Source organism: Microbacterium paludicola (genome assembly GCF_039529675.1).
Classification (GTDB): domain Bacteria; phylum Actinomycetota; class Actinomycetes; order Actinomycetales; family Microbacteriaceae; genus Microbacterium; species Microbacterium paludicola.
In genome coordinates, this window is record NZ_BAAANG010000005.1 from 72171 (window position 1) to 98554 (window position 26384).

Sequence of the window (26384 nt, forward strand, 5' to 3'; positions counted from 1 at the left end):
CAGGAAGGGAGCGCGTCATGGGCTTCATCGCATTCATCATCCTCGGACTCATTGCCGGAGCGATCGCGAAGGCGATCCTGCCTGGACGGCAGGGCGGCGGCTGGATCGCAACCCTCATCCTGGGCGTCGTCGGCGCACTGCTGGGTGGTTGGCTCGGCGGTCTGATCTTCGGTGCGAACCTCGAGGGATTCTTCGATATCACCACGTGGCTCCTCGCCATCGGTGGCGCGATCATCGTGCTGCTGATCTGGGGCCTCATCACGGGCCGCAACAAGACGGCCCGCTGACACCCAACAGACGTCGGCGCACCCCCTCGCGTCCGACCGCAAGGGGATCCCTCCTTCACGAGCCACCTGACCCCGCGGATCGCGGGTCGGCCCCGGAGGGTCGAGGATCCCGGCAAGCGAACGCCCGTCGCAGATGCGACGGGCGTTCTGCCGTGCACGGGCACGTGCAGAGCACACGGGAGGCAAGAAGAGAGCCCGGAGAGGACATCCTCTCCGGGCTCTCGCGCGGATCAGTCAGCCAGCCGGAACCAGACCGTCGCGAGCGGCGGCACCGCGATCTCCGCATGGCTGTCCGCGGGCACGTCGACGCGGCCGAGGTTCCCGACGCCCGAGCCGCCGTAGCCGGACCCGTCGGTGTTGAGCACCTCGTCCCACGCGCCCGGCTGCGGGAAGCGCAGCCGGTAGCGGTCGTGCGGCTGGGCCGAGAAGTTGCTCACGGCGACAAGCCGCGATCCCTCGCCGTCGGCGCGGGCGAACGCGAACACGTTCGCCCCCGCGTCATCAGCGACGAGCCATTCGAAGCCGGCCGGCTGGGTGTCGAGCGCCCACAGCGCCGGCGTCTCGCGGTAGCGCGCGTTGATGTCGCGCATCGCGTGGTGCACGCCGCGGTGGTCGGGAAGGTCGAGCAGCCACCAGTCGAGCTCGCGGGCCTCTGCCCACTCCGACTCCTGGGCGAACTCGCTGCCCATGAACAGCAGCTGCTTGCCGGGATGCGCCCACATGTACGCGAGATACGCGCGCAGGGTGGCGAGCTGGCGCCAGCGATCCCCCGGCGCCTTGCGCAGCAGCGATCCCTTGCCGTGGACGACCTCGTCGTGCGAGATCGGAAGCACGTAGTTCTCGGACCAGGCGTACACGAGCGAGAACGTCATCTCGCCGTGGTGGTGCATGCGGTGCACGGGATCGCGCTTGAGGTAGCCGAGCGAGTCGTGCATCCAACCCATGTTCCACTTGAACCCGAAGCCGAGCCCGCCACCGGAGGTCGGTCCGGTGACGCCGGGCCACGACGTCGATTCCTCGGCGATCGTCACCACGCCGGGGACCCGGCGGTAGACGGTCGCGTTCATCTCCTGCAGGAACTGCACCGCCTCGAGGTTCTCGCGGCCGCCGTGGATGTTCGGCGTCCACTCGCCGTCCTTCCGGGCGTAGTCGAGGTAGAGCATCGAGGCGACCCCGTCCACGCGCAGACCGTCGGCGTGGAACTCCTCGAGCCAATAGAGCGCGTTGGCGTAGAGGAAGTTGCGCACCGGCGGATTGCCGAAGTCGAAGATGTTCGAGCCCCACTCCTTGTGCCAGCCGCGCTGGGGGTTGGGGTCCTCGTACAGCGGGGCGCCGTCGAAGCGCGCGAGCGCCCACTCGTCGGTGGCGAAGTGACCGGGCACCCAGTCGAGGATGACCCCGATCCCCGCCTGGTGCAGGCGGTCGATCAGGTAGCGGAGGCCATCCGGATCGCCGAAGCGGCTGTCCGGGGCGTAGTACGACGTGACGTGGTAGCCCCAGGACCCGCCGAACGGGTGCTGCATCACGGGCATGAACTCCACGTGCGTGAAGCCGAGGTCGCTGACGTAGCCGACGAGCTCGTCGGCGAGCTGCGCGTACGTCTTGTCGCGGCGCCAGGAACCGAGGTGCACCTCGTAGATCGCCATCGGCTTGTCGGTGTGCCCCCGCGCGGCGTCGGCCGCCCGCCGGTCGAGCCATTCCGCATCGCCCCAGCGGTAGGACGACTCGTGCACGATCGAGGCGGTCAGCGGCGGCTTCTCGGCGTAGCCGGCCATCGGGTCGGCCTTCTCGCGCCAGACGCCGTCGACACCGAGGATCTGGTACTTGTACCGGGTGCCGGTGCCGACGTCTGGCACGAACAGCTCCCACACCCCCGACGAGCCGAGGCGGCGCATCGGATGCTCGCGGCCGTCCCAGTCGTTGAAGTCGGCCTTGACGCGCACCGCCCGTGCGCGCGGCGCCCACACGGCGAACGCCGTGCCGATGACGTCAGGCGCGTCGCCCCAGCCCTCGTAGCGGTGGACGTGGGCGCCGAGCACGCGCCACAGCGCCTCGTGGCGCCCCTCGCCGATCAGGTGCTGGTCGACCTCGCCGAGCGTCGGCAGGAAGCGGTACGGGTCGTCGCGGTCGTGGACGACCCGGTCCTCACCCTCGCCGTACGCGGTCTCGACGCGGTACGGCGGCACGTCTCCGGAGGCGACGCCCGGGAGCACGCCGACCCAGATGCCCTCGTGCTCGTGCTCGAGCTCGACCGCGGCCCAGCCGTCGGGGAACCGCCGGGTGGGCGCCGTCTTGTACCGCACCGTCACGCCCGCGGCGAGCGGCTTCAGCACGCGCACCGTCACGCCGCCCTCGTGCGGGTGCGGGCCGAGCACGGAGTGCGCGTCGTGATGAAGGCCCGCGGCGACCGCGGTGAGGGTCGGCTTGTCGACGGGCAGGATTGTCGCGTCGGTCATCATCCACCGATCCGTTCCAGCGCGGCCAGCGGGATCGCGATCCACGACGGCCTGTTGCGCTTCTCGTAGACGGCCTCGTACACGGCCTTATCCGCCACGTACGCATCGAGCAGCACGCTCTGCTGCGGGGAGAGCTCGGGGCCGTTGCCGAGCGCGGCGACGTACCCCTCGAGGAAGTGGCGCCGTGCGCGGGCCGACCACTCGCGCGCCCGCTGGGCGCGCAGCGGCGCATCCGGATCCTCCCCGCCGCCAGTCGACATCTCGACAACGCGCGCCGCGTAGTCGAACGACCGCAGCATCCCCGCGACGTCGCGCCAGGGCGAATCCGGCAGCGCGCGCTCGGCGAACGGACGCCCGGGCTCGCCCTCGAAGTCGACGATCTTCCAGCCGTGCGAGGTGCGCAGGGTCTGACCGAGATGCAGGTCGCCGTGCACGCGCTGCACGTCGAGCTGACCGAGTGCGGCGACCGCGTCGTACGCCGCACGCAGCCGCGCGGCGTAGGGCTCGACCTCCGGCACGACCCGGCGGGCCTGCTCGAGGCGCGCGATCATCGCGTCGGCGAGCTCGCCCGTCGAATCCTCGCCGCGACCCTGTTTCGGGAAGCTGTCGCGCAGCATCCTGTGCACCTCGGCGAGCGCCTCGCCGAGCCGGGTCGCCTCGCCGGCGAAGTCGCCGCCCGACTCCTCGACGCTGAGGTCGAGGTGCGCGAGCAGCGTGCGGACGCTGCCCGTGGCGAGCTCGAAGCCGTCGCTCGCAGTGCGGAGGAACTCCTGCAGCATCGCCAGCTGCAGCACTCCTGCGTCCTCCGGCAGGTCGATCTCGATCCAGCCGTAGAGGTCGGCGACGTACTCGGACCCGCCGCGCGTGAGCACCTCGTGGATCTCGATGTCGGGGTTCACCCCGGGGCTGACCCTGCGGAACAGCTTCATGATCGCGGTGTCGTCGAACTTCACCGACGAGTTCGACTGCTCGCCCGTCAGCGGCGCCGACTGCAGCTCTGGGTTCAGCGCGACGCCGGGCACGCGGCGGAACCGCATCCCGCCGAGCTGGGCGGTGCCGGTCGCCTCGGCCTCGACGAAGCCCTCGAGCCACAGCGTCATGGCCGCGCGGTCGTGGGCGGCGTCGTACAGGTGGACGGGGTGGCCGTCCTCGCCCTCGACGGATCCGACGAAGGCGTACGCGATGCGCTCCTGCACCTCGTCGTAGCGCGACAGCGGCACGTGGTACTGCTCGGCGCCGCCCTCGTCGTCGGCGTACTCGACCGTGACGAGGTAGACGGTGACGCGCCCCGCGCCCTCCGGTGCGGGGTCGACCGGGAGCTCGGCGAACCGGCGCACGCCGCTGACGTGGAAGGGCCGGCCCTTGCCGCCGAACCACCGGGTGCGCGACAGATAGCCCTCCCAGAGGGCGTCTTCGTTCTCCAGGGACTCGCTCACAGCAGGCCCACCTCCTCCTCGTCGACCGGCGCGTGCAGCTGGAACCAGTAGAACGCGTGCCCGCCGAGTGTCAACAGGTACGGCAGCTCCCCGATCCGCGGGAAGGGAACCCCGCCGATCAGCTCGACCGGCACCATCCCCTGGAACCGCCGCAGGTCGAGTTCGACCGGCTGCGGGAACTGCGACAGGTTGTTGACGCACACGATCACGTCGACGGATCCGTCGGGGTTCGTGTGCTCACGCGAGTACGACAGCACCGCCGGGTTCGACCCGCCGAGGTCGTTGAAGCTGCCGAGCCCGAACGCCGGGTGGCGCTTGCGCGCCTGGATGATCTGCCGCGTCCAGTGAAGCAGCGACGAGCGGTTCTCCTGCTGCGCCTCGACGTTCACCGACAGGTAGCCGTAGACCGGATCCTGCACCACCGGCAGCGACAGCTTGCCGGGGTTCGCGGTCGAGAAGCCGGCGTTGCGGTCGCTCGTCCACTGCATCGGAGTGCGGACGCCGTCTCGGTCGCCGAGCCAGATGTTGTCGCCCATGCCGATCTCGTCGCCGTAGTACAGCACCGGCGATCCCGGCAACGACAGCAGCAGCGCGGTGAACAGCTCGATCTGATCGATGTCGTTCTCGAGCAGCGGGGCGAGACGGCGGCGGATGCCGATGTTCGCCTTCATCCGCGGATCCTGCGCGTACTCGTTCCACATGTAGTCGCGGTCCTCGTCGGTGACCATCTCGAGCGTGAGCTCGTCGTGGTTGCGCAGGAAGATCCCCCACTGGGTGCCGGACGGGATGGGCGGCGTCTGCGCCAGGATCTCGCTGATCGGGTAGCGCGACTCTCGGCGCACCGCCATGAAGATGCGCGGCATCACCGGGAAGTGGAAGCACATGTGGCACTCGTCGCCGCCGACGTCCGGATTGCCGAAGTAGTCGACGACGTCGGCCGGCCACTGGTTCGCCTCCGCCAGCAGCACCCGCCCGGGGTACTCCTCGTCGACGATGCGGCGCACCTTGCGCAGGAACTCGTGCGTCTCGGGCAGGTTCTCGCCGTTCGTGCCCGGGCGCTCGTAGAGATACGGCACCGCGTCGAGGCGGAAGCCGTCGAGGCCCATGTCGAGCCAGAACCGCATGGCGTCGAGCATGGCCTCGTGCACCCGGGGGTTGTCGAAGTTGAGGTCCGGCTGGTGCGAGAAGAACCGGTGCCAGTAGTACTGCTGGCGCACCGGATCCCACGTCCAGTTGCTCGGCTCGGTGTCGACGAAGATGATGCGGGCTTCCTCGTACAGCTCGTCGGTGTCGCTCCACACGTAGAAGTCGCCGTAGGGGCCATCCGGATCCGACCGGCTGGCCTTGAACCACGGGTGCTCGTCGCTCGTGTGGTTCATGACGAAGTCGATGATCACCTTGATGCCGCGCGCGTGGGCGGCGTTGAGGAACACCTGGAAGTCCTCGACCGTGCCGAGCTCGGGCAGCACGCCCGTGTAGTCGGAGACGTCGTACCCCCCGTCGCGCAGGGGCGACGGGAAGAACGGCGGCAGCCACAGGCAGTCGACCCCGAGCCACTCGAGGTAGTCGAGCTTCTCGATGAGGCCGCGGAAGTCGCCGATGCCGTCGCCGTCGCCGTCCTTGAACGAGCGCACGAGCACCTCGTAGAACACGGCGGTCTTGAACCACTCCGGCTCGGTGGCGTCCGGGCTGTCGGGGAAGGGCTCCTGCGAGAGCACAGGGATGGACGAGGTGAACGGTGCCGGCTCGGGGGTCATCCGGCGCTCCTCACGCTCAGGATGTGCGCGACGTCGCCCGCGGGATCCAGTCGCACGTAGTTGTCGGCGCCCCACACCCACTCCGCCCCGGTGAGCTCGTCGCGGACGACGTAGCTCTCGGGAAGGCCCGCGGCCGCGAGGTCGAGGTGCACCGTCGTCTCGTGCGCTCCGTGCGGGTCGAGGTTGATCACCACGATGACGGTGTCGTCACCGTGGGTCTTGGAGAAGCACAGGATGTGCTCGTCATCCGTCGAGTGGACGACGAGGTTCCGCAGCAGCCCCAGCGCGGGGTGGCTGCGGCGCAGCTCGTTGAGGGTGCGGATGTACGGCATGAGCGTCTTGCCCGACCGCTCCGCTGCCTCCCAGTCGCGGATCCGGATCTGGTACTTCTCGCTGTCGAGGTACTCCTCGCTGCCGGGCTTGACGGCCACGTGCTCGAACAGCTCGTACCCGGCGTACATGCCCCACGCGGGCGTCGCCATGGCGGCGAGCGTCGCCCGGATCGCGAACATCGCCGGCCCGCCGTACTGCAGGGAGGCATGGAGGATGTCGGGGGTGTTCACCCAGAAGTTCGGGCGCATCAGGTGGTCGCTCTCGCGCGACACCTCGCGCAGGTAGTCCTCGATCTCGCCCTTCGCCGTGCGCCACGTGAAGTACGTGTACGACTGGTGGAAGCCCACCGATCCGAGCGTGTGCATCATCGCCGGACGGGTGAACGCCTCCGAGAGGAACAGGACATCCGGATCCGTCTCGCGGATGTCGCCGAGCAGCCGCTCCCAGAACGCGACGGGCTTCGTGTGGGGATTGTCGACCCGGAAGATGCGCACGCCGTGCGACATCCACAGCCGCACCACGCGCGTGACCTCGGCGACGACGCCCTCGAAGTCGTCGTCGAAGTGCATCGGGTAGATGTCCTGGTACTTCTTCGGCGGGTTCTCGGCGTACGCGATCGTGCCGTCGGCGCGCGTGCGGAAGAACTGCGGATGCGTCTTCACCCACGGATGGTCGGGCGCCGCCTGCAGCGCCAGGTCGATCGCGACCTCGATTCCCAGGCCGTTCGCCTTCTTCACGAAGGCGTCGAAGTCGGCGAAGGTGCCGAGATCCGGATGGATCGCGTCGTGCCCGCCGTGCTTCGACCCGATGGCCCACGGCGATCCGGTGTCGTCCGGGCCGGGGGTCAGCGTGTTGTTGCGCCCCTTCCGGTTGATCTCGCCGATCGGGTGGATGGGCGGCAGGTACAGCACGTCGAAGCCCATCGCGGCGACGCGGTCGAGGCTCTTCGCCGCGGTCCTGAAGCTGCCGCTCGTGACCTTGCCGGTCTTCGCGTCGAGCGTCGCACCCTCCGAGCGCGGGAAGAACTCGTACCAGCTGCCCGTCAGCGCCCGCCGCCGATCGGCGTACAGCGGGAACGGGCCGGCGACCGTGAGCAGGTCGCGCAGCGGATGACGCGCGAACAGCTCCTGCGTCTCGGGGCTCTCGAGCACCGCCAGCCGCGCCTCGACGGGCCGGATCTCGTCGGTCGCCGCGTCCTCGGCGGCGGTGAGCGCCGCCTCGTCGTCGGCGCTCAGGTCCGTCGCCTCGGCGCGGATGCGCTCGAGCAGCAGACGGGCTTCGAGGAACATCAGCTCGACGTCGACGCCCGCCCGGATCTTCAGGCCCGCGTCGTGCGTCCAGGTCGCCAGCGGATCGGAGAACCCGTGCACCTCGAACGCCCAGTCACCCTCGGCATCGGGCGCGTCCCACGCCTCGTAGCGGTCGGTGCCGCGGACGAGCTCCCTCATGCGCACCGGGGGCCGGCGTTCGCCGTCCGGGCCGATCAGCACGAGCTCGGCCCCGAGCTGATCATGCCCCTCGCGGAACACGGTCGCCCGCACCGGCAACGGCTCGCCCACTGTGGCCTTCGCTGGGCGCGCACCGCCGTGCACGACGGGGTGGACATCGATGACGGGAATGCGTCCGACCATGTGCCCAACTTGTCACAGACTGGTCACGGGGGCCACCTGCGGGCGGGGTCTTGCCAGAGACTTCACGAGGGTGTAACCGGTCGCGACCTGCCGCCCCCGGTCGTCGCCACTACCGTTGGCCTATGCGTGCGATCCGCCGATTCACCGTCCGTCCCGTGCTGCCCGAGCCGCTCGCCGCGCTCGGTGAGCTTGCCGGGAACCTGCGCTGGTCCTGGCACCTCGAGACGCAGGACGTGTTCGCCCACGTCGACCCCGAGCTCTGGCGGCAGCTGCAGGATCCGGTGCGCCTGCTGGGGTCCGTCAGCCCGTCGCGCTTCGACGAGCTCGCCGCCGACCAGGAGTTCCTCGAGCGGCTCGGCCGGGTGCGCGACGACCTGCGCGGCTACCTCGCCGACGACCTCTGGTACCAGCGTGAGGTGCCGGATGCGCCGCGCGCGATCGCATACTTCTCGCCCGAGTTCGGCATCGCGGCCGCGCTGCCGCAGTATTCGGGCGGCCTCGGCATCCTCGCGGGCGACCACCTCAAGGCGGCGAGCGACCTCGGCGTCCCGATCATCGGCGTGGGCCTGCTCTACCGCCACGGCTACTTCGCGCAGTCACTGTCGCGCGAGGGCTGGCAGCAGGAGTCGTATCCCGTGCTCGACCCCGACGAGCTGCCGATCACGGCGCTGCGCGACGGTGACGGCACGCCGGCCGAGATCGCGATCGCGATGCCGGGCGGCCCCGACCTTCGCGCCCGCATCTGGGTCGCGCGCGTGGGGCGCGTGCCGCTGCTGCTGCTCGACACCGACGTGGATCAGAACCCGGATCACTACACGGACGTCACCGACCGGCTGTACGGCGGAGGGAGCGAACACCGGCTCCGCCAGGAGCTGCTGCTGGGCGTCGGCGGCGTGCGCGCGCTGCGGGAGTACAGCCGCCTCACGAGCGCCCCGGTGCCCGAGGTCTACCACACGAACGAGGGCCACGCCGGGTTCCAGGGCCTCGAGCGGATCCGCGAGCTCACCGTCGGAGAGGACGCCGGACTCGGCTTCGACGACGCCCTCGAGATGGCGCGCGCGTCGACCGTGTTCACGACGCACACCCCGGTTCCCGCCGGCATCGACCGCTTCGACCGCACGCTCATCGCGCAGTACTTCGCGACGGAGGGCGGCGTGCTCCCCGGCGTGCCGACCGACCGCGTCCTGGCGCTCGGGGCCGAGGACTACGAGGGCGGCGACCCCGCGGTGTTCAACATGGCCGTGATGGGCTTCCGGCTCGGGCAGCGCGCGAACGGCGTCTCGCAGCTTCACGGCCACGTCAGCCGCGACATGTTCAACGGCCTGTGGCCGGCGTTCGACGAGTCGGAGGTGCCGATCGGGTCGATCACCAACGGCGTGCACCTTCCCACGTGGCTCGCGCGGGAGTTCCGCGAGCTGCTCGACGAGATCGGCGCCGACATCGACGGCGACCTCGGCGCGTTCGCGCGGGCCCTCGACACCGTGCCGTTCTCGCGCGTGTGGAACATCAAGCGCGACCTCCGCGAACGTCTCGTGACGGATGCCCGCGCGCGCCTTCGCGCATCCTGGAGCAAGCGGGGAGCCGTCGACGCCGAGCTCGGATGGATCGACGAGGCCCTCTCGCCCGACGTACTCACGATCGGCTTCGCGCGGCGGGTCCCCTCGTACAAGCGCCTGACGCTGATGCTGCGCGACAAGGACCGCCTGAAGCGCCTGCTGCTGGATCCGGAGCGCCCGATCCAGCTTGTGATCGCCGGCAAGGCGCATCCCGCGGATGAGGGCGGCAAGCGACTGATCCAGGATCTCGTCCGCTTCGCGGACGCAGCCGACGTGCGCCACCGCATCGTGTTCCTGCCGAACTACGACATCGGCATGGCGCAGCAGCTGTACCCCGGCTGCGACGTGTGGCTGAACAACCCGCTGCGCCCGTACGAGGCGTGCGGGACGAGCGGCATGAAGGCGGCCCTGAACGGCGGCCTGAACCTGTCGATCCTCGACGGCTGGTGGGACGAGTGGTACGACGGCGAGAACGGCTGGGCGATCCCCTCGGCCGACGGCGTCGCCGACCCCGACAAGCGCGACGAGCTCGAGGCCGCGGCACTCTACGACCTGCTCGAGCGCGAGATCGCACCCCGGTTCTACGCCCGCAACAGCGAGGGCGTCCCCGTGCGCTGGATGGAGATGATGCGGCACACGCTCGAGTCGCTCGGCCCGAAGGTGCTCGCGACCCGCATGGTGCGCGACTACGTCGGGCAGCTGTACGCACCGGCGGCCGCGTCGGCCCGCGCTCTCGACGGCGACTTCTCGGGGGCGATCGAGCTCGCCGCGTGGAAGCGGCGGGTGCGCGACGCCTGGCAGGGAGTGCGCGTGGAGCACGTCGAGTCGCACGGCGTCGACGAGGCGGCCGAGGTCGGCGCCGAGCTGAACGTGCAGGCCCACGTCGCGCTCGGCGGACTCACGCCCGACGACGTCGAGGTGCAGCTCGTCTACGGCCGCGCCGATGCCGACGACCAGCTGCGCGCGGTGCACTCCGCGGCCCTCGCCCCGCGCGAGGCGTTCTCGGGCGGGCGCTGCGCGTTCACGGGCACGGTGCGCCTCGACCGTGCCGGCCCCTTCGGCTACACGGTGCGCGTTGTGCCGAGGAACCCGCACCTCGCCTCGACGGCCGAGCTGGGCCTCGCCGCCCTGGCGTAGCGCCAGCGCGGGCCGCGCCTGTACCCCACCGGTTGCTGAGCGAGCGCCAGCGAGCCGAAGCGACCGACCCCAAGCCGCCCACCCGCGCGAGCCGTCATCTCGACTCGCAAGCTCGCTCGATAACCGGGCTGGGGTTCGCCCCACCGGTTGCTGAGCGAGCGCCAGCGAGCCGAAGCGACCCGCCCCAAGCCGCCCACGCGTGCAAGCGGGTCATCTCGACTCGCACGCTTGCTCGATAACCGGGGTTAAGCCAAGGGCCGGTACCCCCAGCGCGGTTGCTGAGCGAGCGCCAGCGAGCCGAAGCGACCGACCCCAAGCCGCCCGCCCGTGCGAGCCGTCATCTCGACTCGCTCCGCTCGCTCGATAACCGGGGTGGAGTACCCACAGAGGTGCGGCAAACGCAGCGATCGAGGCCCGCACAGATGCATACGCCGCACCTTTACCCCACCGGTTGCTGAGCGAGCGCCAGCGAGCCGAAGCGACCGACCCCAAGCCGCCCGCCCGTGCGAGCCGTCATCTCGACTCGCTCCGCTCGCTCGATAACCGGGGTGAGGCCAAGGGCCGGTACCCCAGCGCGGTTGCTGAGCGAGCGCCAGCGAGCCGAAGCGACCGACCCCAAGCCACCCGCCCGTGCAAGTCGTCATCTCGACTCGCTCCGCTCGCTCGATAACCGGGGTGAGGCCAAGGGCCGGTACCCCCAGCGCGGTTGCTGAGCGAGCGCCAGCGAGCCGAAGCGACCGACCCCAAGCCGCCCGCCCGTGCGAGCCGTCATCTCGACTCGCTCCGCTCGCTCGATAACCGGGGTGGGCCCGCGCAAAGGTGCGGCAAACGCACGGAACGAGGTGCGCAAAGGTGCACACGCCGCACGTTTACCCCACCGGTTGCTGAGCGAGCTTGCGAGCCGAAGCGACCGAGCCCAAACCACCCACCCGTGCGAGCCGCTTCTGAAAAGAACGCCTAGAGGGAACGCACCACCACGACGGTATGGGCGTCGAGCCTCATCGAGGTGCCGGCCTCGATGCGGGATCCTTCGGGGACGTCCGGATCGGTGGACAGCACCACCTCGCCGACGCGCACCCACTCGTTCTCGGGGAGCGCGACCTCGATCGCGTGGTCGTGCGCGTTGAACCAGAGCAGGAACGACGCGTCGAGCATCTGCTGGCCCTGAGGCCCCGGCTCGCGCAGCGGGCGGCCCGAGACGAACATGCCGACGGCCTTCAGCCCGGCGTCGCCCCAGTCGCCGTCGGTCATCGGGCGTCCGGCGGGGTGAAGCCAGACGAGGTCCCTCGGCCCCGCGGCGATCGTGGGGCGCCCTTCGAACCAGTGTCGCTGGCGCAGCGCGGGGTGCTCGCGGCGCAGGCGCAGCGCGGCCTTCGTCACCTCGTAGACGTCGAGCCAGGCGTTGTCGGCGCCCCAGTCGATCCACGAGATCTCGTTGTCCTGGCAGTAGGCGTTGTTGTTGCCGCCCTGCGTGCGGCCGCGCTCGTCGCCCGCCGTGAGCATCGGCACGCCGTTCGACAGGCACAGGGTCGCCATGAGGTTCGCCGCCTGCCGGCGCCGCAGGGCGAGGATGGCGGGGTCGTCGGTCTCGCCCTCCACGCCGTGATTCCACGAGCGGTTGTTGTCCGTGCCGTCGCGGTTGTCCTCGCCGTTCGCCTCGTTGTGCTTGTGGTCGTAGGACACCAGGTCGCGCACCGTGAACCCGTCGTGCGCGGTGATGAAGTTGATGCTGTTCGAGGCCGTGCGGCCGTCGTCGGCGTAGAGGTCGCTCGATCCGGCGAGGCGCGTCGCCACGGCGTGGATGGGGGCGCCCCCCCGCCAGAAGTCGCGGATCGTGTCGCGGTACTGGTCGTTCCACTCCGCCCACTGCGGCGGCATCCGGCCGACGAGGTACCCGTCCATCGACACGTCCCACGGCTCGGCGATCAGCTTGACGTGACGCAGGATCGGATCCTGGCCGATCGCGATCAGCAGGGCGCAGTTGAAGTCGACGTCGTAGCCGGTGCGGGTGAGGGCCGACATGAGGTCGAACCGGAACCCGTCGACGTGCATCTCGGTCACCCAGTACCGCAGCGAGTCGAGGATGAGCCGCAGGGCGAGCGGGTTCCACGCGTCGACCGTGTTGCCGCAGCCGGTGACGTCCCAGTAGCGGTCGTCGAAGCCGCCGTGGGCGGGATCCGGCAGCACCCGCTTGTAGAAGCCACGGTCGTCGAGACCGCGGAACGACAGCGTCGGACCGTCGGGGCCGGCCTCGGCGGTGTGGTTGTAGACGACGTCGAGGATGACCTCGATGCCCTCGCGGTGAAGCGCCTTCACCATGTTCTTGAACTCGGCGACCTGGCCGCCGCGGTCGCCCGACGAGCTGTACGACGCATCGGGGGCGAAGTACGAGATCGTGTTGTAGCCCCAGTAGTTCGTCAGCCCGCGGTCGAGCAGCGCCGGTTCGGAGAAGAACTGCTGCACGGGCAGCAGCTCGACCGCGGTGACGCCGAGGTCGCGAAGGTAGGAGGTCGCGGCGGGGTGGGCGAGCCCGGCGTACGTGCCGCGCAGCTGCTCGGGGATGCGGTCGTGGAGCTTCGTGAAGCCCTTCACGTGCAGCTCGTAGATCACCGTCTCGCGCCAGCGTGTGCCGAGCAGCTCGTCGCCCTCCCAGTCGAAGGACGGATCGACCACGACGCTGCGGGCGGTGTATCCGGACGAGTCGGTGAGGTCGCGGACGGCCGGCTCGCCCTCCCGCGCGCCGTAGATCGGCTGCTCGGCGATGATCGTGCCGCTGGTCGCGAGACCGTACGGGTCGAGCAGCAGCTTGTGCGGGTTGAACCGGTAGCCGTTCTTCGGGTCCCACGGTCCGTCGACGCGGTAGCCGTAGCGCTGCCCGGGGCGGATTTCGGGCAGGGCGCCGTGCCAGATCCCGAGCGTCTGCTCGGTGAGCTCGTAGCGCGTCTCGCGGTCGTCCTCGTCGAACAGGCAGAGCTGCGCGCTCGTCGCGTTCGGCGCGTAGACGGCGAAGTTCGTCCGCGCCGGCGTCCAGGTGGCGCCGAGGGGCCATTCCCAGCCCGGCCAGATCGGCGCGGTCTCGCCGAGCGTCCGCCAGGTGACAGGGCTCATCGGTCTCCATCCTCGTGCGAGCGCTGCTGCGGAGGCGTCCACAGCACGAGCTCGGCGCTGCGGCGCACGCGCGTGCCGGCGCGCAGCGTGACGACGGATCCCGTCGCCCCGGCCGCGAAGACGCGCGCGCCCGGGCGGGCGGCGCGTTCGGCCTGCAGCGCGTGCCCGAGGTCGCGCACGCGGCGGCGCAGGTCGCGCACCTCGTCCTCGAGATCGAGCACGCGCGCGATGGCGGCGAGGCTCATCCCCTCACCCGACAGCTTCGCGACCTCGCGCAGCTGCGCGATGTTGCGGGCCGAGTAGCGCCGCGAACCGCCGCGCGTGCGGCCCGGCACGACCAGGCCGATCCGGTCGTACTGACGCAGGGTCTGCGGATGCATCCCCGCGAGCTCGGCGGCCACGGCGATCGCGAAGACGGGCGCGTCCTCGTCGATCTCGTACGTGTCGCTCATCCCGTCCTCCTCTCGCTCGTGCCGTGTGTCCAACTATCCGTTCGCTGAGCGAGCGAAGCGAGTCGAAACGCGGTGATCATCGCCGTCGGCTCGGCTGCACCGTTTCGACTCGGTCGCTGCGCTCCCTCACTCAACGACCGATCAGCCCGACGCCTTGCCCATCAGGTCGGCGCGCGGGTTGCCCTGCGGGCCGACCTCGACGAAGCGGGCGAGCGCCTCGCGAGCCTCGTCACTCAGGTGGCTCGGCACGACCACCTGCACCTCGGCGAGCAGGTCGCCGGTGCCCTTCTGGGAGACGATGCCGCGGCCTTTGACGCGCAGCACGCGGCCGGACGGCGTGCCGGGCGCGACGCGCAGCTTCACCGGATCGCCGCCGAGCGTCGGCACCTCGATCGTCGCGCCGAGCGCGGCCTCGGCGAACGTCACCGGCACGACGACGCGCAGGTTGAGCCCCTCGCGCGTGAACACCGGATGCGGCCGCACCGCGATCTCGACGACGATGTCGCCGGGCTCGCCGCCGTCGGGCGAGGGACGGCCCTTGCCGCGCAGGCGGATCTTCTGCCCGTCGGCCACGCCGGCCGGGATCTTGATCTTGAACGGCTTGCCGTCCTCGCTCTGCAGCGAGATCGTCTCGCCCTTGGCCGCCGTGACGAAGTCGATCGTCGTGCGGGCTCGGACGTCGCCGCCCTTCTGCGGTCCGCCGAAGCCGCGGAAGCCGCCGCTCGGCTGGCCGAAGCCGCCGTTGCCGAATCCGCTCTGGCCGAAGCGTCCGCCGCGACCGCCCTGGTTGAACATGGCGAAGATGTCGTCGAAGTCCTGAGCGGATCCGCGGTTCTGCGTGAACGCGCTGAACACGTCGTCGAAGCCGCCGTTCGAGCCGCCCGCCGTGAAGCGCGCGCCCGATCCCATCGCGCGGAGCTGGTCGTACTCCTCGCGCTGGGTCGGGTCGGAGAGCACCGAGTACGCCTCGCTGATCTCCTTGAACTTCGCCTCGGCCGCCGTGTCCCCCGGCTTGGAGTCGGGGTGATACTGCCGCGCGAGCTTGCGGTACGTCTTCTTCAGGTCGGCCGCGCTGACGTCCTTCGACACACCCAGGACCTTGTAGAAGTCCTTCTCGAACCAGTCCTGACTGGCCATTTCCACCTCTTCGTAAGGCTTGGCGGTTTCGACTCGGTCGCTTCGCTCGCTCGCTCAACCAACACTGTTCGTTGAGCGAGCGGAGCGAGTCGAAACGGGCCGAGCCGACCCGGATGTCGAACTACTCCGCCGGGACGGCGACGACGACCTTCGCGGCCCGCAGCTCGATGTCGCCGAGCCGGTAGCCGAGCTCGACGACCTCGAGGATCGTCGCCTCGGTCGTACCGGGGACCGGCTGCTGGAAGATCGCCTCGTGCTGCTGCGGGTCGAACGCCTCGCCCGCGGCGCCGTAGGCGACGAGGCCCATGCGCTCGGCCACGCCGCGCACCTTCTCGGCGATCGCGGTGAAGGGCGTGCCCTCGCCGAGGTCGCCGTGCTTCTCGGCGCGGTCGAGGTCGTCGAGCACGGGGATGAGGCCCTTCACTGCCTCGCCCTTCGCGCGCGCGATCTCGATGTGGCGCTGCTCCTCGGTGCGCCGGCGGTAGTTGGCGTACTCGGCCTGGAGGCGCTTGAGGTCGTGCAGCAGCTGCGTCTCGTCCTCGCTCACGAGCTTGTCCTGCTCCTCGGCGTCATCGCTCTGGCCGATGTTCAGGATGTCCTCGACCGTCAGCTCGGGCTCACCCTGCTCGGATCCGCCGGGGCCGTCGGCCGTGTTCGCCGCGTCCTCGTCCGCGGGAGCAGCTTCCTGCGCCTGCTGCTCGGAGGTGCCCTCCTGAGGCGCCTCAGGGGCGGTCGCGTCGTGCGCACCCGCCCCCTCGGCCTCAGGCTGGACCTCGTCGCCGTTGTTCTGCTCGTCGGGCTGCTCGAAGTCCTTGCGGGTCATCAGCTCTTCTTGTCCTCGTCGTCCTCGACCACCTCGGCGTCGATCACGTCGTCGTCCGCGGCGGGCTGCTCACCGGCCGGGGCGCCGTCGGCGGGCGCGGCCTGCTCGGCCTGCTCGGCCTGCGCCTGGGCGTAGATCGCCTCGCCGAGCTTGGTCTGGCTCTGGTTCAGCTTGTCGAACGCGGTCTTCACGGCCTCGTCGTCATCGCCGGCGAGGGCCTTCTTGAGCTCGTCGACATCCGCCTGCACCGACTCCTTGACGTCGGCGGGCAGCTTCTCGTCGTTCTCCTTGATGAGCTTCTCGATCGAGTACGAGAGCGTCTCGGCCTGGTTGCGGACCTCGGCCGCCTCGCGGCGCTTCTTGTCCTCGGCCGCGTGCTCCTCGGCCTCGCGCACCATGCGCTCGATGTCGTCCTTCGGCAGCGACGAGCCGCCGGTGATCGTCATCGACTGCTCCTTGCCGGTGCCCTTGTCCTTCGCCGAGACGTGGACGATGCCGTTCGCGTCGATGTCGAAGGTGACCTCGATCTGCGGCACGCCGCGCGGCGCGGGGGCGATGTCGGTCAGGTCGAACGTGCCCAGCGGCTTGTTGTCGCGCGTGAACTCGCGCTCACCCTGGAAGACCTGGATCGACACCGACGGCTGGTTGTCGTCGGCCGTCGTGAACGTCTCGCTGCGCTTGGTCGGGATGGCCGTGTTGCGCTCGATGAGCTTGGTCATGATGCCGCCCTTGGTCTCGATGCCGAGGCTCAGGGGGGTGACGTCGATGAGCAGGACGTCCTTGCGCTCGCCCTTGAGGACGCCGGCCTGGAGGGCGGCGCCCACGGCGACGACCTCATCCGGGTTCACGCCCTTGTTGGGCTCCTTGCCGGTCTCGCGCTTGACGAGCTCCGACACGGCGGGCATGCGGGTCGAACCGCCGACGAGCACGACGTGGGCGATGTCGGACACCTTGATGCCGGCCTCGCGGACGACGTCCTCGAACGGCTTGACGGTGCGCTCGAGCAGGTCCTTGGTGAGCTCCTCGAACTTGGCGCGCGTGAGCGTCTCGGACAGCGACACCGGGCCCGACTCGGTCAGCGAGAGGTACGGCAGGTTGATGGACGTCGAGGTCGAGCTCGACAGCTCCTTCTTCGCCTGCTCCGCGGCCTCCTTGAGGCGCTGCAGGGCGATCTTGTCGCCCGAGACGTCGACGCCGGTGGTGTCCTTGAACTGCTTGATCAGGTGGTCGACGACCCGCTGGTCCCAGTCGTCGCCGCCGAGGCGGTTGTCACCGGCGGTGGCGCGCACCTGGATGGTCGAGAAGTCGTCGTCCTTGCCCACCTCGAGGAGGGACACGTCGAACGTTCCGCCACCGAGGTCGAAGACGAGGATGAGCTCGTCCTCCTTGCCCTTGTCGAGGCCGTAGGCGAGCGCCGCGGCGGTGGGCTCGTTGATGATGCGCAGCACGTTGAGGCCGGCGATCTCACCGGCGTCCTTCGTCGCCTGGCGCTCGGCGTCGTTGAAGTACGCGGGCACGGTGATGACCGCGTCGGTCACCGTGTCGCCGAGGTACTGCTCGGCGTCGCGCTTGAGCTTCATCAGGATGCGCGCCGAGATCTCCTGCGGCGTGTACTTCTTGCCGTCGACGTCGAAGGACCAGTCGGTGCCGATGTGGCGCTTGACCGACGCGATCGTGCGGTCGACGTTGGTGACGGCCTGGCGCTTGGCGGTCTCGCCGACGAGCACCTCGCCGTCCTTGGTGAACGCGACGACCGAAGGCGTGGTGCGGAAGCCCTCGGCGTTGGCGATGACCTTCGGCTCACCGCCCTCGAGGACGCTGACGACCGAGTTGGTCGTTCCGAGGTCGATACCCACAGCACGTGCCATGTGATGCTCCTTCTTCTGGACGTTCAGGAACTGACTGTTCCGACAAGCCGTCTCGCGAGTTGAGCCGCGATGACTCAAGGATAGACCGGGGCCGTTCCGCTGTCAATCGAACTTGATACGACCAGACTCAACTTTGCTTCCGGATCGCACGGATCACGCGCTGTGTCGGAGTACCGGATGTTCACCCGGCACCCCTAGCGTGTGGGCATGACGTCCGAGCACGACTCCGCCCCCCTCACCCCGCCGACGGTCGCCCGCACCGGCGCCCTCGGCCAGATCGGACGCGGTGTCGACCCGGAGCCCGCCCCGCGCAAGGTCGTCGTCTCGTGGGCGATGTGGGACTGGGCGATGCAGCCGTTCAACACGGTGATCCTGACCTTCGTCTGGATCGCGCTGTACCTGACCTCGCGCCAGTTCCTCGATCCGGCGGTGCGGGAGTCGGGGCTTCTCGCCGACGGCAGCTACATGAACTGCAACCAGTCGGAGTACATGGGCAGCGCGTACTGCCAGGGACTCACCGACCTGTCCGAGTGGTGGGGCTGGGCGAACTTCGCCGCGGGCATCCTCATCCTGATCCTCGCGCCCGCGCTCGGACAGCAGGTCGACGCCCGCGGCACGAAGAAGAAGTGGCTCATCGGCGCGACGATCGCGATCGCGCTCATCCAGTTCGCCCTCTTCTTCGTCGAGGCCGACCCGAAGTACTTCTGGTTCGGCGCGCTCGCCGTCGCGATCGGCGCGGTCGTCTCCGAGATCGGCAACGTCAGCTACTACGCGATGCTCTCCGAGGTATCGACCCCGCAGACGGTCGGCCGCATCTCGGGGCTCGGCTGGGGTCTCGGCTACATCGGCGGCGTCGTCGCGCTCGTCGTCTGCATCCCGGTGCTCTTCGGGCTCGGGCAGGACAACCCGCTCTCGTACAAGCTCGTCGCGGTCGTGTGCGCGATCTGGACGCTCGCGTTCTCCATCCCGATGTTCCGCAACGTGCCCGAGTCGCCGGCCTACGCCGAGGCCGAGAAGGTGAACTTCCTCCGGTCGTACGTCGTGCTCGCGAGGAACCTCGCGAAGCTGTTCCGGACGAACCGCTCGACGTTCTGGTTCCTCCTCGCCGCGGCCGTCTACCGCGACGGCCTCGCCGGCGTGTTCGCCTTCGGCGCGGTGCTCGCGGCGCAGGGCTTCGGCTTCTCGTTCCTCGAGGTCATCATCTTCGGCCTCGCCGCGAACCTCGTCGCCGGCATCTCGACGATCATCGCCGGCCGGATCGACGATGTGATCGGCCCGCGGAACCTCATCATCATCGCGCTGTGCGGTCTCGTCGCGATGGCGTTCGTCGTCTTCCTGCTGCGGGATCTCGGCACGATCGTGTTCTGGATCTGCGGACTGCTGCTGTGCGCCTTCGTCGGTCCGGCCCAGGCCGCGAGCCGCGGGCTGCTCACGCGCCTCACGCCGCCGAGCATGCAGGGCGAGATCTTCGGCCTGTACGCGACGACGGGACGCGTCGCCTCGTTCCTCGCGCCGCTGGCGTGGTCGCTGTTCCTCGCCTGGTTCGGCGGCATCGTCTACGGCGTGCTCGGCATCGCGGCCATCTTGCTGATCGGCCTGATCCTGCTGCTGTTCGTCAAACTGCCGCCGCACGTCCGGGCCTGATCGACGCGCCGCGGGGCGGTCGGATCCGGAATACGCGCCGGACGGGGCAGGTTGCGCCTGGCGTGGTGATCCTCCTCCCCCAGGCACCGCCGATCCCTCCGGCGGATCGCGACGGCGCCCGCGACGCGCGCCCGCCCCGGGATGAGGGCGCGGTCGAGCGGCTGCTCGAGACGCTTCGCTGGAGCGTGGGCGCGATCGAGCGGGTCGCGCTCGGGGATGCGGAGAGCCTGACGCTCGAGGCGGGCACCGCCACCCTCGTGTACGTGATCGAGGGCGCGGTCCGCCGCACCGGTGAGGACGCGACGCACGCCATCCCGCAGTTGCGGAATCGGCCCGCGCTCACCCAGGGCGCAGTGCTGTTCGCCGTCGGCCGCCGGCCCGTCGCCCTGCGCGCACGGGGCGACGCGCAGCTCGCGGTCGCGCGCCTGCGTGCCGCCGAGGACGCCGAGCGCGTGCTGTCGGCCGTCCCGGACGTGCTGTGGGTCGACGACTTCTCGGCGCTCGAGCCCGGTGTCGCGGCGATGGCGGCACACCTGGGCGCCAAGGCGACGGGCGAATGCGAGGCCGACGGCGGCCGCATCGTCTGCCGACTCATGGCGACCACTCTCGTCATCGCGACGCTGCGGGCGTGGGCCGCCGCCGGATGTGCCCCCGCCGACTGGGCGGCCCGCGCGCAGGATCCGTTCCTCGCCCGCGCCGTGGACGCGATCCACGCCGATCCGGGCGCCGCCTGGAGCGTCGACCGGCTCGCCGCGCGCGCCGCGATGTCGCGCTCGGCGTTCGCCGCACGCTTCCGCGCCACCTTCGGCAGCGCCCCCGCCGAGTACCTCACCGGGGTGCGCATGGACCTCGCGAAGTCGCTGCTCCGCGATCCGGATGCGAGCGTCTCGGCCGTCGCCCGGCGCCTCGGCTACGAGTCCGACGAGGGATTCAGCCGGGCGTTCCGCCGGCACACCGGCGAGACGCCGTCGTCGTGGCGGGCCCGCTCGGCGGGCCACGCCACGACCGCCTGACGGTCAGTCGGCGCGGCGGGCCGCCGTTCCGAAGATCAGCGCGCCCACCGCGACCGCGATCACTCCCGTGATGTAGGTGACCTCGACACCCGAGAGGTCGACGATGAGCCCGCCGATTCCCGCGGCGAGCATGATGGCGCCCTGGAATCCGGCGACGACGAGGCCGCCGCCCTCCTCCAGCCGGTCGGGCAGGCGCCGGCCGATCCAGGCGTTCAGCACGATCAGCCAGGCGGCGAACGAGGCGCCCCACACGAGCACGGCGGCAGCGACGAGCGCGAGCGAGTGCGGCCAGAGCACGATGGCCAGGATGGGCACCCCCACCAGCACGGGGACGACGCCCGACAGCAGCGCGAGGTGGCGGTCGACGATCGCGGCCGTCACCACGTTGCCGATGACGCCGCCGGCGCCGAACACGGCGAGCAGCAGCACGATGGCGCCCTCGTCGAGGCCCGTCGCGGCGGGACCCACCTCGATCCGCTCGAGCGCGAGGCGGATGTACGTGTAGGCGGTGATGTGCCCGAACACGATCAGCACGTGGCCGACGAGGCCGAGAGCCACCCCGGGGTGAATGAGCGCCGCGCCGAGGTCGCGCAGGCCGGCCGCCCCCTCGGCGGGCACGCGGGGAAGCAGCAGCCGCAGCGCGATCGCGACGGCCGCGCTCACGACGGCCGCGCCGACGAACACGGCGCGCCAGTCGGCGAAGGCGCTGAGCAGCACTCCCAGGGGCACACCCGCCACCGTCGCGAGCGAGACGCCCGCGGTCGTGAACATCACGGCGCGGCCGAGGTGCTCGGGCCCGGCGATCCGCGCCGAAACCGTGAGCGACATCGACCAGAACCCGCTCAGCGCGGCGCCCAGCAGGATGCGCGCGGCGAGCACCGTGACGAGGTTCGGCGCGATCGCGACGAGGAGGTTCGACACGGCGGCGCCGACCGTGAGCCAGACCAGCAGCGTGCGGCGGTCGAGGCGGGGCACCATGAGCCCGATCGTCGGGGCGACGAGGAAGCCCACCAGCGCTGTCACGGTGACGGCCTGTCCTGCCTGGCCGGGCGTCACCCCCAGCCCGTCGGCGAGCTCGACGAGCACGCCGTTCGGCAGGAACTCGGCGGTCACGAGCACGAAGCTCGTCACCATCATCGCCACCAGCGCGGCGTACCGGATCCGGTGCGGCGTGGCGGATCCCTCGTGGATCGTCGAAAGCGAGGCGGTGTCGGTCATGCCTCAACGCTCACAGACGCCGACGCCCGGCACCCGACCGCGCATCCGCGGCATCCGACCGATCGTCCGCGCACCGCCGATCAGACCTCTCGCCGCGCGAGGGGACGGTGATCCCGCCGTCGGCGATATGGCAAGCGGGATGGGCACTGCTCCCCATCCCGCTTCCACTCACCGGATGCGTCACCCCGCTGTAACAGGAAACCTGTGAAGATGCTCGGATCGGTCGCGCGTCCCCACCGATGCCCCCCCGGGCATCATCCACGCGCGATCCGATCGTGCGGCCATCCGACCGCGCGATCGTTCTATCCCCGGAGGAACAGTGAAGAAGAGCACCACATGCGCGCTCGGCACAGCGGCGATCCTGCTGGCCGGCTCGCTCCTCGTGCCGACCGCGGCATCCGCCGCCCCGGCGCCCGCGCCCGACGCCGAGTCGCACGCCGAGGAGCACAGCCACAACCGGCCCGACGCCCTCGCCGAGAAGCGCACGGCCAAGAAGCAGAAGGCGGCGCAGCTCGTCGCGAGGGGCGACGCCAAGGTCACCACCAAGGGCAAGGCCGGTCGCCAGAGCAAAGTCGTCGAGCTGAAGCCCGGCGAGTACGTCGAGTACGGCACGGCCGAGACCGCACAGCTGTTCACCATCCTCGTGGAGTTCGGTGACACGGTCGACCCACGCTTCCCCGCGGCACCGGCCGGCCCCGTCCACAACGAGATCCCCGAGCCCGGCGAGTCCGACAACTCCACGTACTGGCTGCCCGACTTCTCGAAGGCGCACTACGAGGAGATGTTCTTCGGCGAGGGCGAGTCGATGGAGGGCGTGTACGACGAGATGTCATCGGGCCGCTTCGACCTCGAGGGCGCCGTGTCCGACTGGGTGCAGGTCGAGACCAACGAGGCGTCGTACGGCCAGACCGAATCGCAGCAGGACATGACGCGTTTCATCCAGGACACCGCGAACGCCTGGTACGACGCGCAGATCGCCGCCGGCAGGACCGATGACGAGATCGTCGCGGAGCTGCAGTCGTACGACGTGTGGGACCGCTACGACATGGACGGCGACGGGATCATCAACGAGCCCGACGGCTACATCGACCACTTCCAGGCCGTGCACGCCGGCGCCGGTGAGGAGGCAGGCGCTCCCGAGTGGGCGATCTGGTCGCACCGCTGGGCCGCCGGCCAGTCCGGCCTCGGCACGCAGGGACCCTCGGGCTACGAAAAGCTCGGCGGCGTGCAGATCGGCGACAGCGACATCTGGATCCGCGACTACACGACCGAGCCGGAGAACGGCGGCCTCGGCGTGTTCGCGCACGAGTTCGGGCACGACCTCGGCCTGCCCGACTACTACGACACGAACGGCGGCGACAACGGCACCGCCTACTGGACGTTGATGAGCTCGGGCTCGTGGCTCGGCCACGGCGACGGCTCGATCGGCACCACGCCCAACCACATGGGCCCGAACGAGAAGCTGTTCCTCGGGTGGCTCGACTACGAGGTGGTCGAGGCGGAAGCCGATGGATCGGTGGACCTGGGACCGGCGTTCCACGCCAGCACGCGCGGAGCGCAGGCCGCGATCGTCGACCTGCCCGATGGCGAGGAGTTCGTCGAGGTCGGCGAGCCCTATGAAGGCACGCAGCACCTGTTCTCCGGATCCGGCGATGACCTCGACAACACCGCGACGAGCCCCGAGTTCACGGTGCCGGCGGACGGTGCGCTGACCGCGCAGGTGAACTACGACATCGAGGTTGATTGGGACTACGCGTACGTCGAGGTCACGACCGACGGCGGCGTCACGTGGACGCCGGTCGACACCGACCACTCGACGACGGACGACCCGAACGGCCAGAACGGCGGCTTCGGCATCACTGGCGCAACGGAGGGCTGGACGCCGTTGACCGCCGATCTGTCGGCGCACGCGGGTGAGACCGCGCAGGTGCGCTTCCGCTACTGGACCGACGTCGCGGCGACCAACCCCGGCTTCCAGGTCGACGCGATCGCCGTCGGCGACGCGCTGACCACGGATGACGGCGCCACCGACTGGACGCTCGAGGGCTTCTCGCGCATCGAGAACGGCGGCTACCTGCAGCCATACAGCCACTTCTACATCGCCGAGAACCGCGTGTACGGCGGCTACGACGCGACGCTGAAGACCGGTCCGTACAACTTCGGCTGGGCGCTGACGGCACCCGACAAGGTGGAGCACTTCCCGTACCAGGACGGCATGCTCGTCTGGTACGTGAACAGCCTGTACGGCGACAACAACACGTCGCAGCACCCGGGCGGCGGCCAGGCCCTGCCGGTGGACGCACGCTCCCAGGCGCTGACGTGGTCGGACGGCACGCTCGCGCGCAACCGCATCCAGTCGTTCGACGCGACGTTCGGCCTGCAGAAGACCGATCGCATCGCGCTTCACCGCGAGACCGAGGCGGGCATGACCACGCTCAGCGTGCCGTCGCAGAAGGCGCAGCCCACGTTCGACGACACCGACCCGTACGCGTACTACGACGAGGCGAACCCGCAGGGCTCGGTCATCGTCGGCGGCACGGGCACGTCGATCACCGTCACGAAGGAGAACGTCAAGAAGGGGACCATGACGATCTCCGTCGAGCGCGGCGAGCCGGCCGCGGGCTGACCGCCCGCTCGTCGCGGGCTTCGCGGCGGCCTTGCACGCGGATGGCCGCGTCCCGGATTCCGGGGCGCGGCCATCCCGCATTCTCAGGGCGCACGAGGAGTGCGCGTCTTCGGCGGCTTCGGCGGTCGCGTCAGGGAACGGGCGACCGCCGCCGCGATCCACTCGTCCAGCTGCTCGTCTGTTGGATGGGAGAGGCCGACGAAGCCGCTCATCGTGCGCTGACCCATCGAGAGCGGATGCGCGCCGCGAGCGAGCGCCTCGTGGAGCTCCAGCTCGCCGAGGGGGATGAGCAGCTCCGAACGGATGGCGCCGGCCACCATGTGTCCGCGCATCGTCCAGCAGAGCCCCCCGAACATCCGGATCTCGCGGGTCTCCGGGGTGTCCGGCACGTACGCGCGGATCCGATCCGCCAGCTCCTCGTCGTAGGCCACGGGCACAGGGTACGCCCGGCGGAGTGTTCCGCGGCGGCTCCGGCGGGGACCTACGCTGAGGGGGTGAGCATGCTCGAGCCCTGCCCCTGCGGAAGCGGGCAGGCGTACACCGCGTGCTGCGGCCCCCTGCACACCGGCGCCCGCCTCGCCGAGACGCCCGAGCAGCTGATGCGCTCGCGCTACAGCGCCTTCGCGCGACGCGACGCCGACTACCTGCTGCGCACCTGGCATCCGGGCACGCGGCCGAAGACGGTCGAGTTCGAGGAGGGCCTGCGCTGGGCCGGCCTCGAGATCGTCGACGCCTCCGGGGACGAGGTCGAGTTCGTCGCCGTGTACGAGACACCGCTCGGGATGGGCGCCCTGTCCGAGCGCAGCCGCTTCGCGCAGCGGGGCGGCCGGTGGGTCTACGTCGACGGCGACGTCAAGGCCTGACACACCTTTCCGACGGATCTTCGACGCCACGTCACCCGCCCGCCACCCCGCCGGGCGAGTCGTCGCCAGGTCGTCAGCCCGCGGTCATCCGCGGCGCGCCCGCGCCCGGAAGCGTGGAGGAGGTCAACGCTCCCCATCGAAACGGAGATCCTCGTGCGCATCCGCCACCTCACCGCCACCGTCGTCGTCGGCGCCCTCGCCGCCGTCGGCGCATCCACCCCCTCGTTCGCCGCCCAGCCCGAGAAGGTGTCGGTGGTGACCACGGCCCACCGCGGCGCCATGGCCTATGCCCCGGAGAACACGCTCGCCGCCTTCCAGCTCGGCATCGAGCAGGGCGCCACCTGGATCGAGTCGGACGTCCAGCTGACGAAGGACGGCGAGACCGTCCTGATCCACGACACGACCCTCACGCGCACGACGAACGTCGAGGAGGTCTTCCCCGACCGCGCGCCGTGGAACGTCAAGGACTTCACGCTCGCCGAGATCAAGCAGCTCGACGCCGGCTCGTGGTTCGGCCCCGAGTTCGCGGGCGAGCCGGTGCCGACCCTCGCCGAGATGATCGAGCAGGTCCGCAAGAGCCGCGCCGGCATCATCATGGAGCTCAAGTCGCCCGAGCTGTACCCGGGCGTCGAGCAGAAGGTCATCGACGTGTTCGACTCGTTCCCGGGCTACGTGAACTCGGCCCTGGCGAGCGGCCGCCTGTCGGTGCAGAGCTTCAACTGGACCTCGATGAAGACGTACTCCGACCTCGCGCCCGAGACGCCGGTCGGCCTGCTGGGCAAGCCCGCGGTCGCCGATCTTCCCGCGTACGCCGAGTGGGCCGACCAGATCAACCCGAGCGCCGGCCAGACCACCGAGGACTACATCGACGCGGTGCACGCCCTCGGCCTGGACGTCAACGTCTGGACCGTCAACGACGTGCCGACGATGACGCGCCTGCTCGACTGGGACGTCGACGGCATCATCACCAACACCCCCGACGTGCTCGAGAACCTGCTTCACGAGCGCAACCAGGGCTGATCCGACGGCGGAAGCCCCC

Annotated in this window: 16 protein-coding genes and 1 pseudogene; 7 read left to right on the plus strand and 10 right to left on the minus strand. The window is 70.2% G+C overall.

Annotated features, from left to right (window positions below; all coding sequences use genetic code 11):
• Window positions 1–17 precede the first annotated feature (17 nt).
• A complete protein-coding gene (locus tag ABD161_RS05635; RefSeq protein WP_344000488.1) occupies window positions 18–287 on the plus strand; it encodes a GlsB/YeaQ/YmgE family stress response membrane protein in 270 nt (89 codons plus the stop codon).
• Window positions 288–517: 230 nt separating this feature from the next.
• Here the strand turns inward: ABD161_RS05635 and glgB are convergent.
• From glgB to ABD161_RS05655, 3 genes and pseudogenes are all read right to left on the minus strand, one after another.
• Window positions 518–4179, minus strand: a pseudogene (gene glgB, locus ABD161_RS15960) (1,4-alpha-glucan branching protein GlgB).
• Entirely contained in the window at window positions 4176–5936 is a 1761-nt protein-coding gene (gene treS / locus ABD161_RS05650) for a maltose alpha-D-glucosyltransferase (protein WP_344000494.1), read from the minus strand. The pseudogene glgB and the gene treS overlap by 4 nt, the downstream one beginning before the upstream one ends.
• A complete protein-coding gene (locus tag ABD161_RS05655) occupies window positions 5933–7900 on the minus strand; it encodes a maltotransferase domain-containing protein (protein ID WP_344000496.1) in 1968 nt (655 codons plus the stop codon). Before ABD161_RS05655 ends, treS begins: the two co-directional genes overlap by 4 nt.
• A 122-nt stretch (window positions 7901–8022) precedes the next feature.
• Here ABD161_RS05655 and glgP point away from each other — a divergent pair, with 122 nt between their 5' ends.
• Window positions 8023–10593: an alpha-glucan family phosphorylase gene (glgP, locus tag ABD161_RS05660; RefSeq protein ID WP_344000497.1), complete on the plus strand. Its 2571-nt coding sequence runs from the start codon at window positions 8023–8025 to the stop codon at window positions 10591–10593.
• A gap of 957 nt (window positions 10594–11550) precedes the next feature.
• On the opposite strand, the gene glgX is transcribed toward glgP, so the two are convergent.
• The 5 genes from glgX to dnaK all read right to left on the minus strand — a co-directional run bounded on the left by glgX (window position 11551) and on the right by dnaK (window position 17981).
• The gene (gene glgX / locus ABD161_RS05665) at window positions 11551–13701 is read right to left on the minus strand and encodes a glycogen debranching protein GlgX (protein ID WP_344000499.1); all 2151 of its coding nucleotides are present in this window, start codon (window positions 13699–13701) and stop codon (window positions 11551–11553) included.
• Window positions 13698–14153 carry a heat shock protein transcriptional repressor HspR gene (locus tag ABD161_RS05670; RefSeq protein WP_344000501.1) on the minus strand — a complete coding sequence of 152 codons (456 nt, stop codon included), beginning with the start codon at window positions 14151–14153 and terminating at the stop codon, window positions 13698–13700. Before ABD161_RS05670 ends, glgX begins: the two co-directional genes overlap by 4 nt.
• A gap of 141 nt (window positions 14154–14294) precedes the next feature.
• The gene (locus ABD161_RS05675; RefSeq protein WP_344000503.1) at window positions 14295–15290 is read right to left on the minus strand and encodes a DnaJ C-terminal domain-containing protein; all 996 of its coding nucleotides are present in this window, start codon (window positions 15288–15290) and stop codon (window positions 14295–14297) included.
• Between the two features lie 121 nt (window positions 15291–15411).
• Complete coding sequence (gene grpE, locus ABD161_RS05680) at window positions 15412–16113, minus strand: nucleotide exchange factor GrpE (RefSeq protein ID WP_344000505.1); 702 nt, start codon at window positions 16111–16113, stop codon at window positions 15412–15414.
• Window positions 16113–17981, minus strand: coding sequence for a molecular chaperone DnaK (dnaK, locus tag ABD161_RS05685; RefSeq protein ID WP_344000507.1), 1869 nt, complete (start codon window positions 17979–17981; stop codon window positions 16113–16115). The genes grpE and dnaK overlap by 1 nt, the downstream gene beginning before the upstream one ends.
• A 207-nt stretch (window positions 17982–18188) precedes the next feature.
• Between dnaK and ABD161_RS05690 the strand changes: the two genes are divergently transcribed.
• Together ABD161_RS05690 and ABD161_RS05695 are read left to right on the plus strand one after the other, a co-directional pair.
• Entirely contained in the window at window positions 18189–19625 is a 1437-nt protein-coding gene (locus ABD161_RS05690; protein ID WP_344000509.1) for an MFS transporter, read from the plus strand.
• 65 nt (window positions 19626–19690) lie between these two features.
• Window positions 19691–20638: a helix-turn-helix domain-containing protein gene (locus ABD161_RS05695; protein ID WP_344000511.1), complete on the plus strand. Its 948-nt coding sequence runs from the start codon at window positions 19691–19693 to the stop codon at window positions 20636–20638.
• A 3-nt stretch (window positions 20639–20641) separates the two neighbouring features.
• Here ABD161_RS05695 and ABD161_RS05700 read toward each other — a convergent pair whose 3' ends face one another.
• A complete protein-coding gene (locus ABD161_RS05700) occupies window positions 20642–21856 on the minus strand; it encodes an MFS transporter (protein ID WP_344000513.1) in 1215 nt (404 codons plus the stop codon).
• Between the two features lie 319 nt (window positions 21857–22175).
• Between ABD161_RS05700 and ABD161_RS05705 the strand changes: the two genes are divergently transcribed.
• Window positions 22176–24482 carry an immune inhibitor A domain-containing protein gene (locus ABD161_RS05705; protein ID WP_344000515.1) on the plus strand — a complete coding sequence of 769 codons (2307 nt, stop codon included), beginning with the start codon at window positions 22176–22178 and terminating at the stop codon, window positions 24480–24482.
• 83 nt (window positions 24483–24565) lie between these two features.
• Here the strand turns inward: ABD161_RS05705 and ABD161_RS05710 are convergent, their stop codons facing one another.
• Window positions 24566–24913: a hypothetical protein gene (locus ABD161_RS05710; RefSeq protein ID WP_344000516.1), complete on the minus strand. Its 348-nt coding sequence runs from the start codon at window positions 24911–24913 to the stop codon at window positions 24566–24568.
• A gap of 69 nt (window positions 24914–24982) precedes the next feature.
• Between ABD161_RS05710 and ABD161_RS05715 the strand changes: the two genes are divergently transcribed.
• Entirely contained in the window at window positions 24983–25345 is a 363-nt protein-coding gene (locus tag ABD161_RS05715; RefSeq protein WP_344000694.1) for a YchJ family protein, read from the plus strand.
• 153 nt (window positions 25346–25498) lie between these two features.
• Window positions 25499–26365 carry a glycerophosphodiester phosphodiesterase gene (locus ABD161_RS05720; RefSeq protein WP_344000518.1) on the plus strand — a complete coding sequence of 289 codons (867 nt, stop codon included), beginning with the start codon at window positions 25499–25501 and terminating at the stop codon, window positions 26363–26365.
• Window positions 26366–26384: the final 19 nt, after the last annotated feature.

Excerpts from the sequence above, each read along its gene's own strand:
- treS (WP_344000494.1), bottom strand. The coding sequence starts at position 5,936 with ATGACCCCCGAGCCGGCACCGTTCACCTCGTCCATCCCTGTGCTCTCG.
- ABD161_RS05635 (WP_344000488.1), top strand. The coding sequence starts at position 18 with ATGGGCTTCATCGCATTCATCATCCTCGGACTCATTGCCGGAGCGATC.
- glgX (WP_344000499.1), bottom strand. The coding sequence starts at position 13,701 with ATGAGCCCTGTCACCTGGCGGACGCTCGGCGAGACCGCGCCGATCTGG.
- ABD161_RS05690 (WP_344000509.1), top strand. The coding sequence starts at position 18,189 with ATGACGTCCGAGCACGACTCCGCCCCCCTCACCCCGCCGACGGTCGCC.
- glgP (WP_344000497.1), top strand. The coding sequence starts at position 8,023 with ATGCGTGCGATCCGCCGATTCACCGTCCGTCCCGTGCTGCCCGAGCCG.
- grpE (WP_344000505.1), bottom strand. The coding sequence starts at position 16,113 with ATGACCCGCAAGGACTTCGAGCAGCCCGACGAGCAGAACAACGGCGAC.
- ABD161_RS05670 (WP_344000501.1), bottom strand. The coding sequence starts at position 14,153 with ATGAGCGACACGTACGAGATCGACGAGGACGCGCCCGTCTTCGCGATC.
- ABD161_RS05675 (WP_344000503.1), bottom strand. The coding sequence starts at position 15,290 with ATGGCCAGTCAGGACTGGTTCGAGAAGGACTTCTACAAGGTCCTGGGT.
- ABD161_RS05700 (WP_344000513.1), bottom strand. The coding sequence starts at position 21,856 with ATGACCGACACCGCCTCGCTTTCGACGATCCACGAGGGATCCGCCACG.
- ABD161_RS05715 (WP_344000694.1), top strand. The coding sequence starts at position 24,983 with ATGCTCGAGCCCTGCCCCTGCGGAAGCGGGCAGGCGTACACCGCGTGC.
- dnaK (WP_344000507.1), bottom strand. The coding sequence starts at position 17,981 with ATGGCACGTGCTGTGGGTATCGACCTCGGAACGACCAACTCGGTCGTC.
- ABD161_RS05655 (WP_344000496.1), bottom strand. The coding sequence starts at position 7,900 with ATGGTCGGACGCATTCCCGTCATCGATGTCCACCCCGTCGTGCACGGC.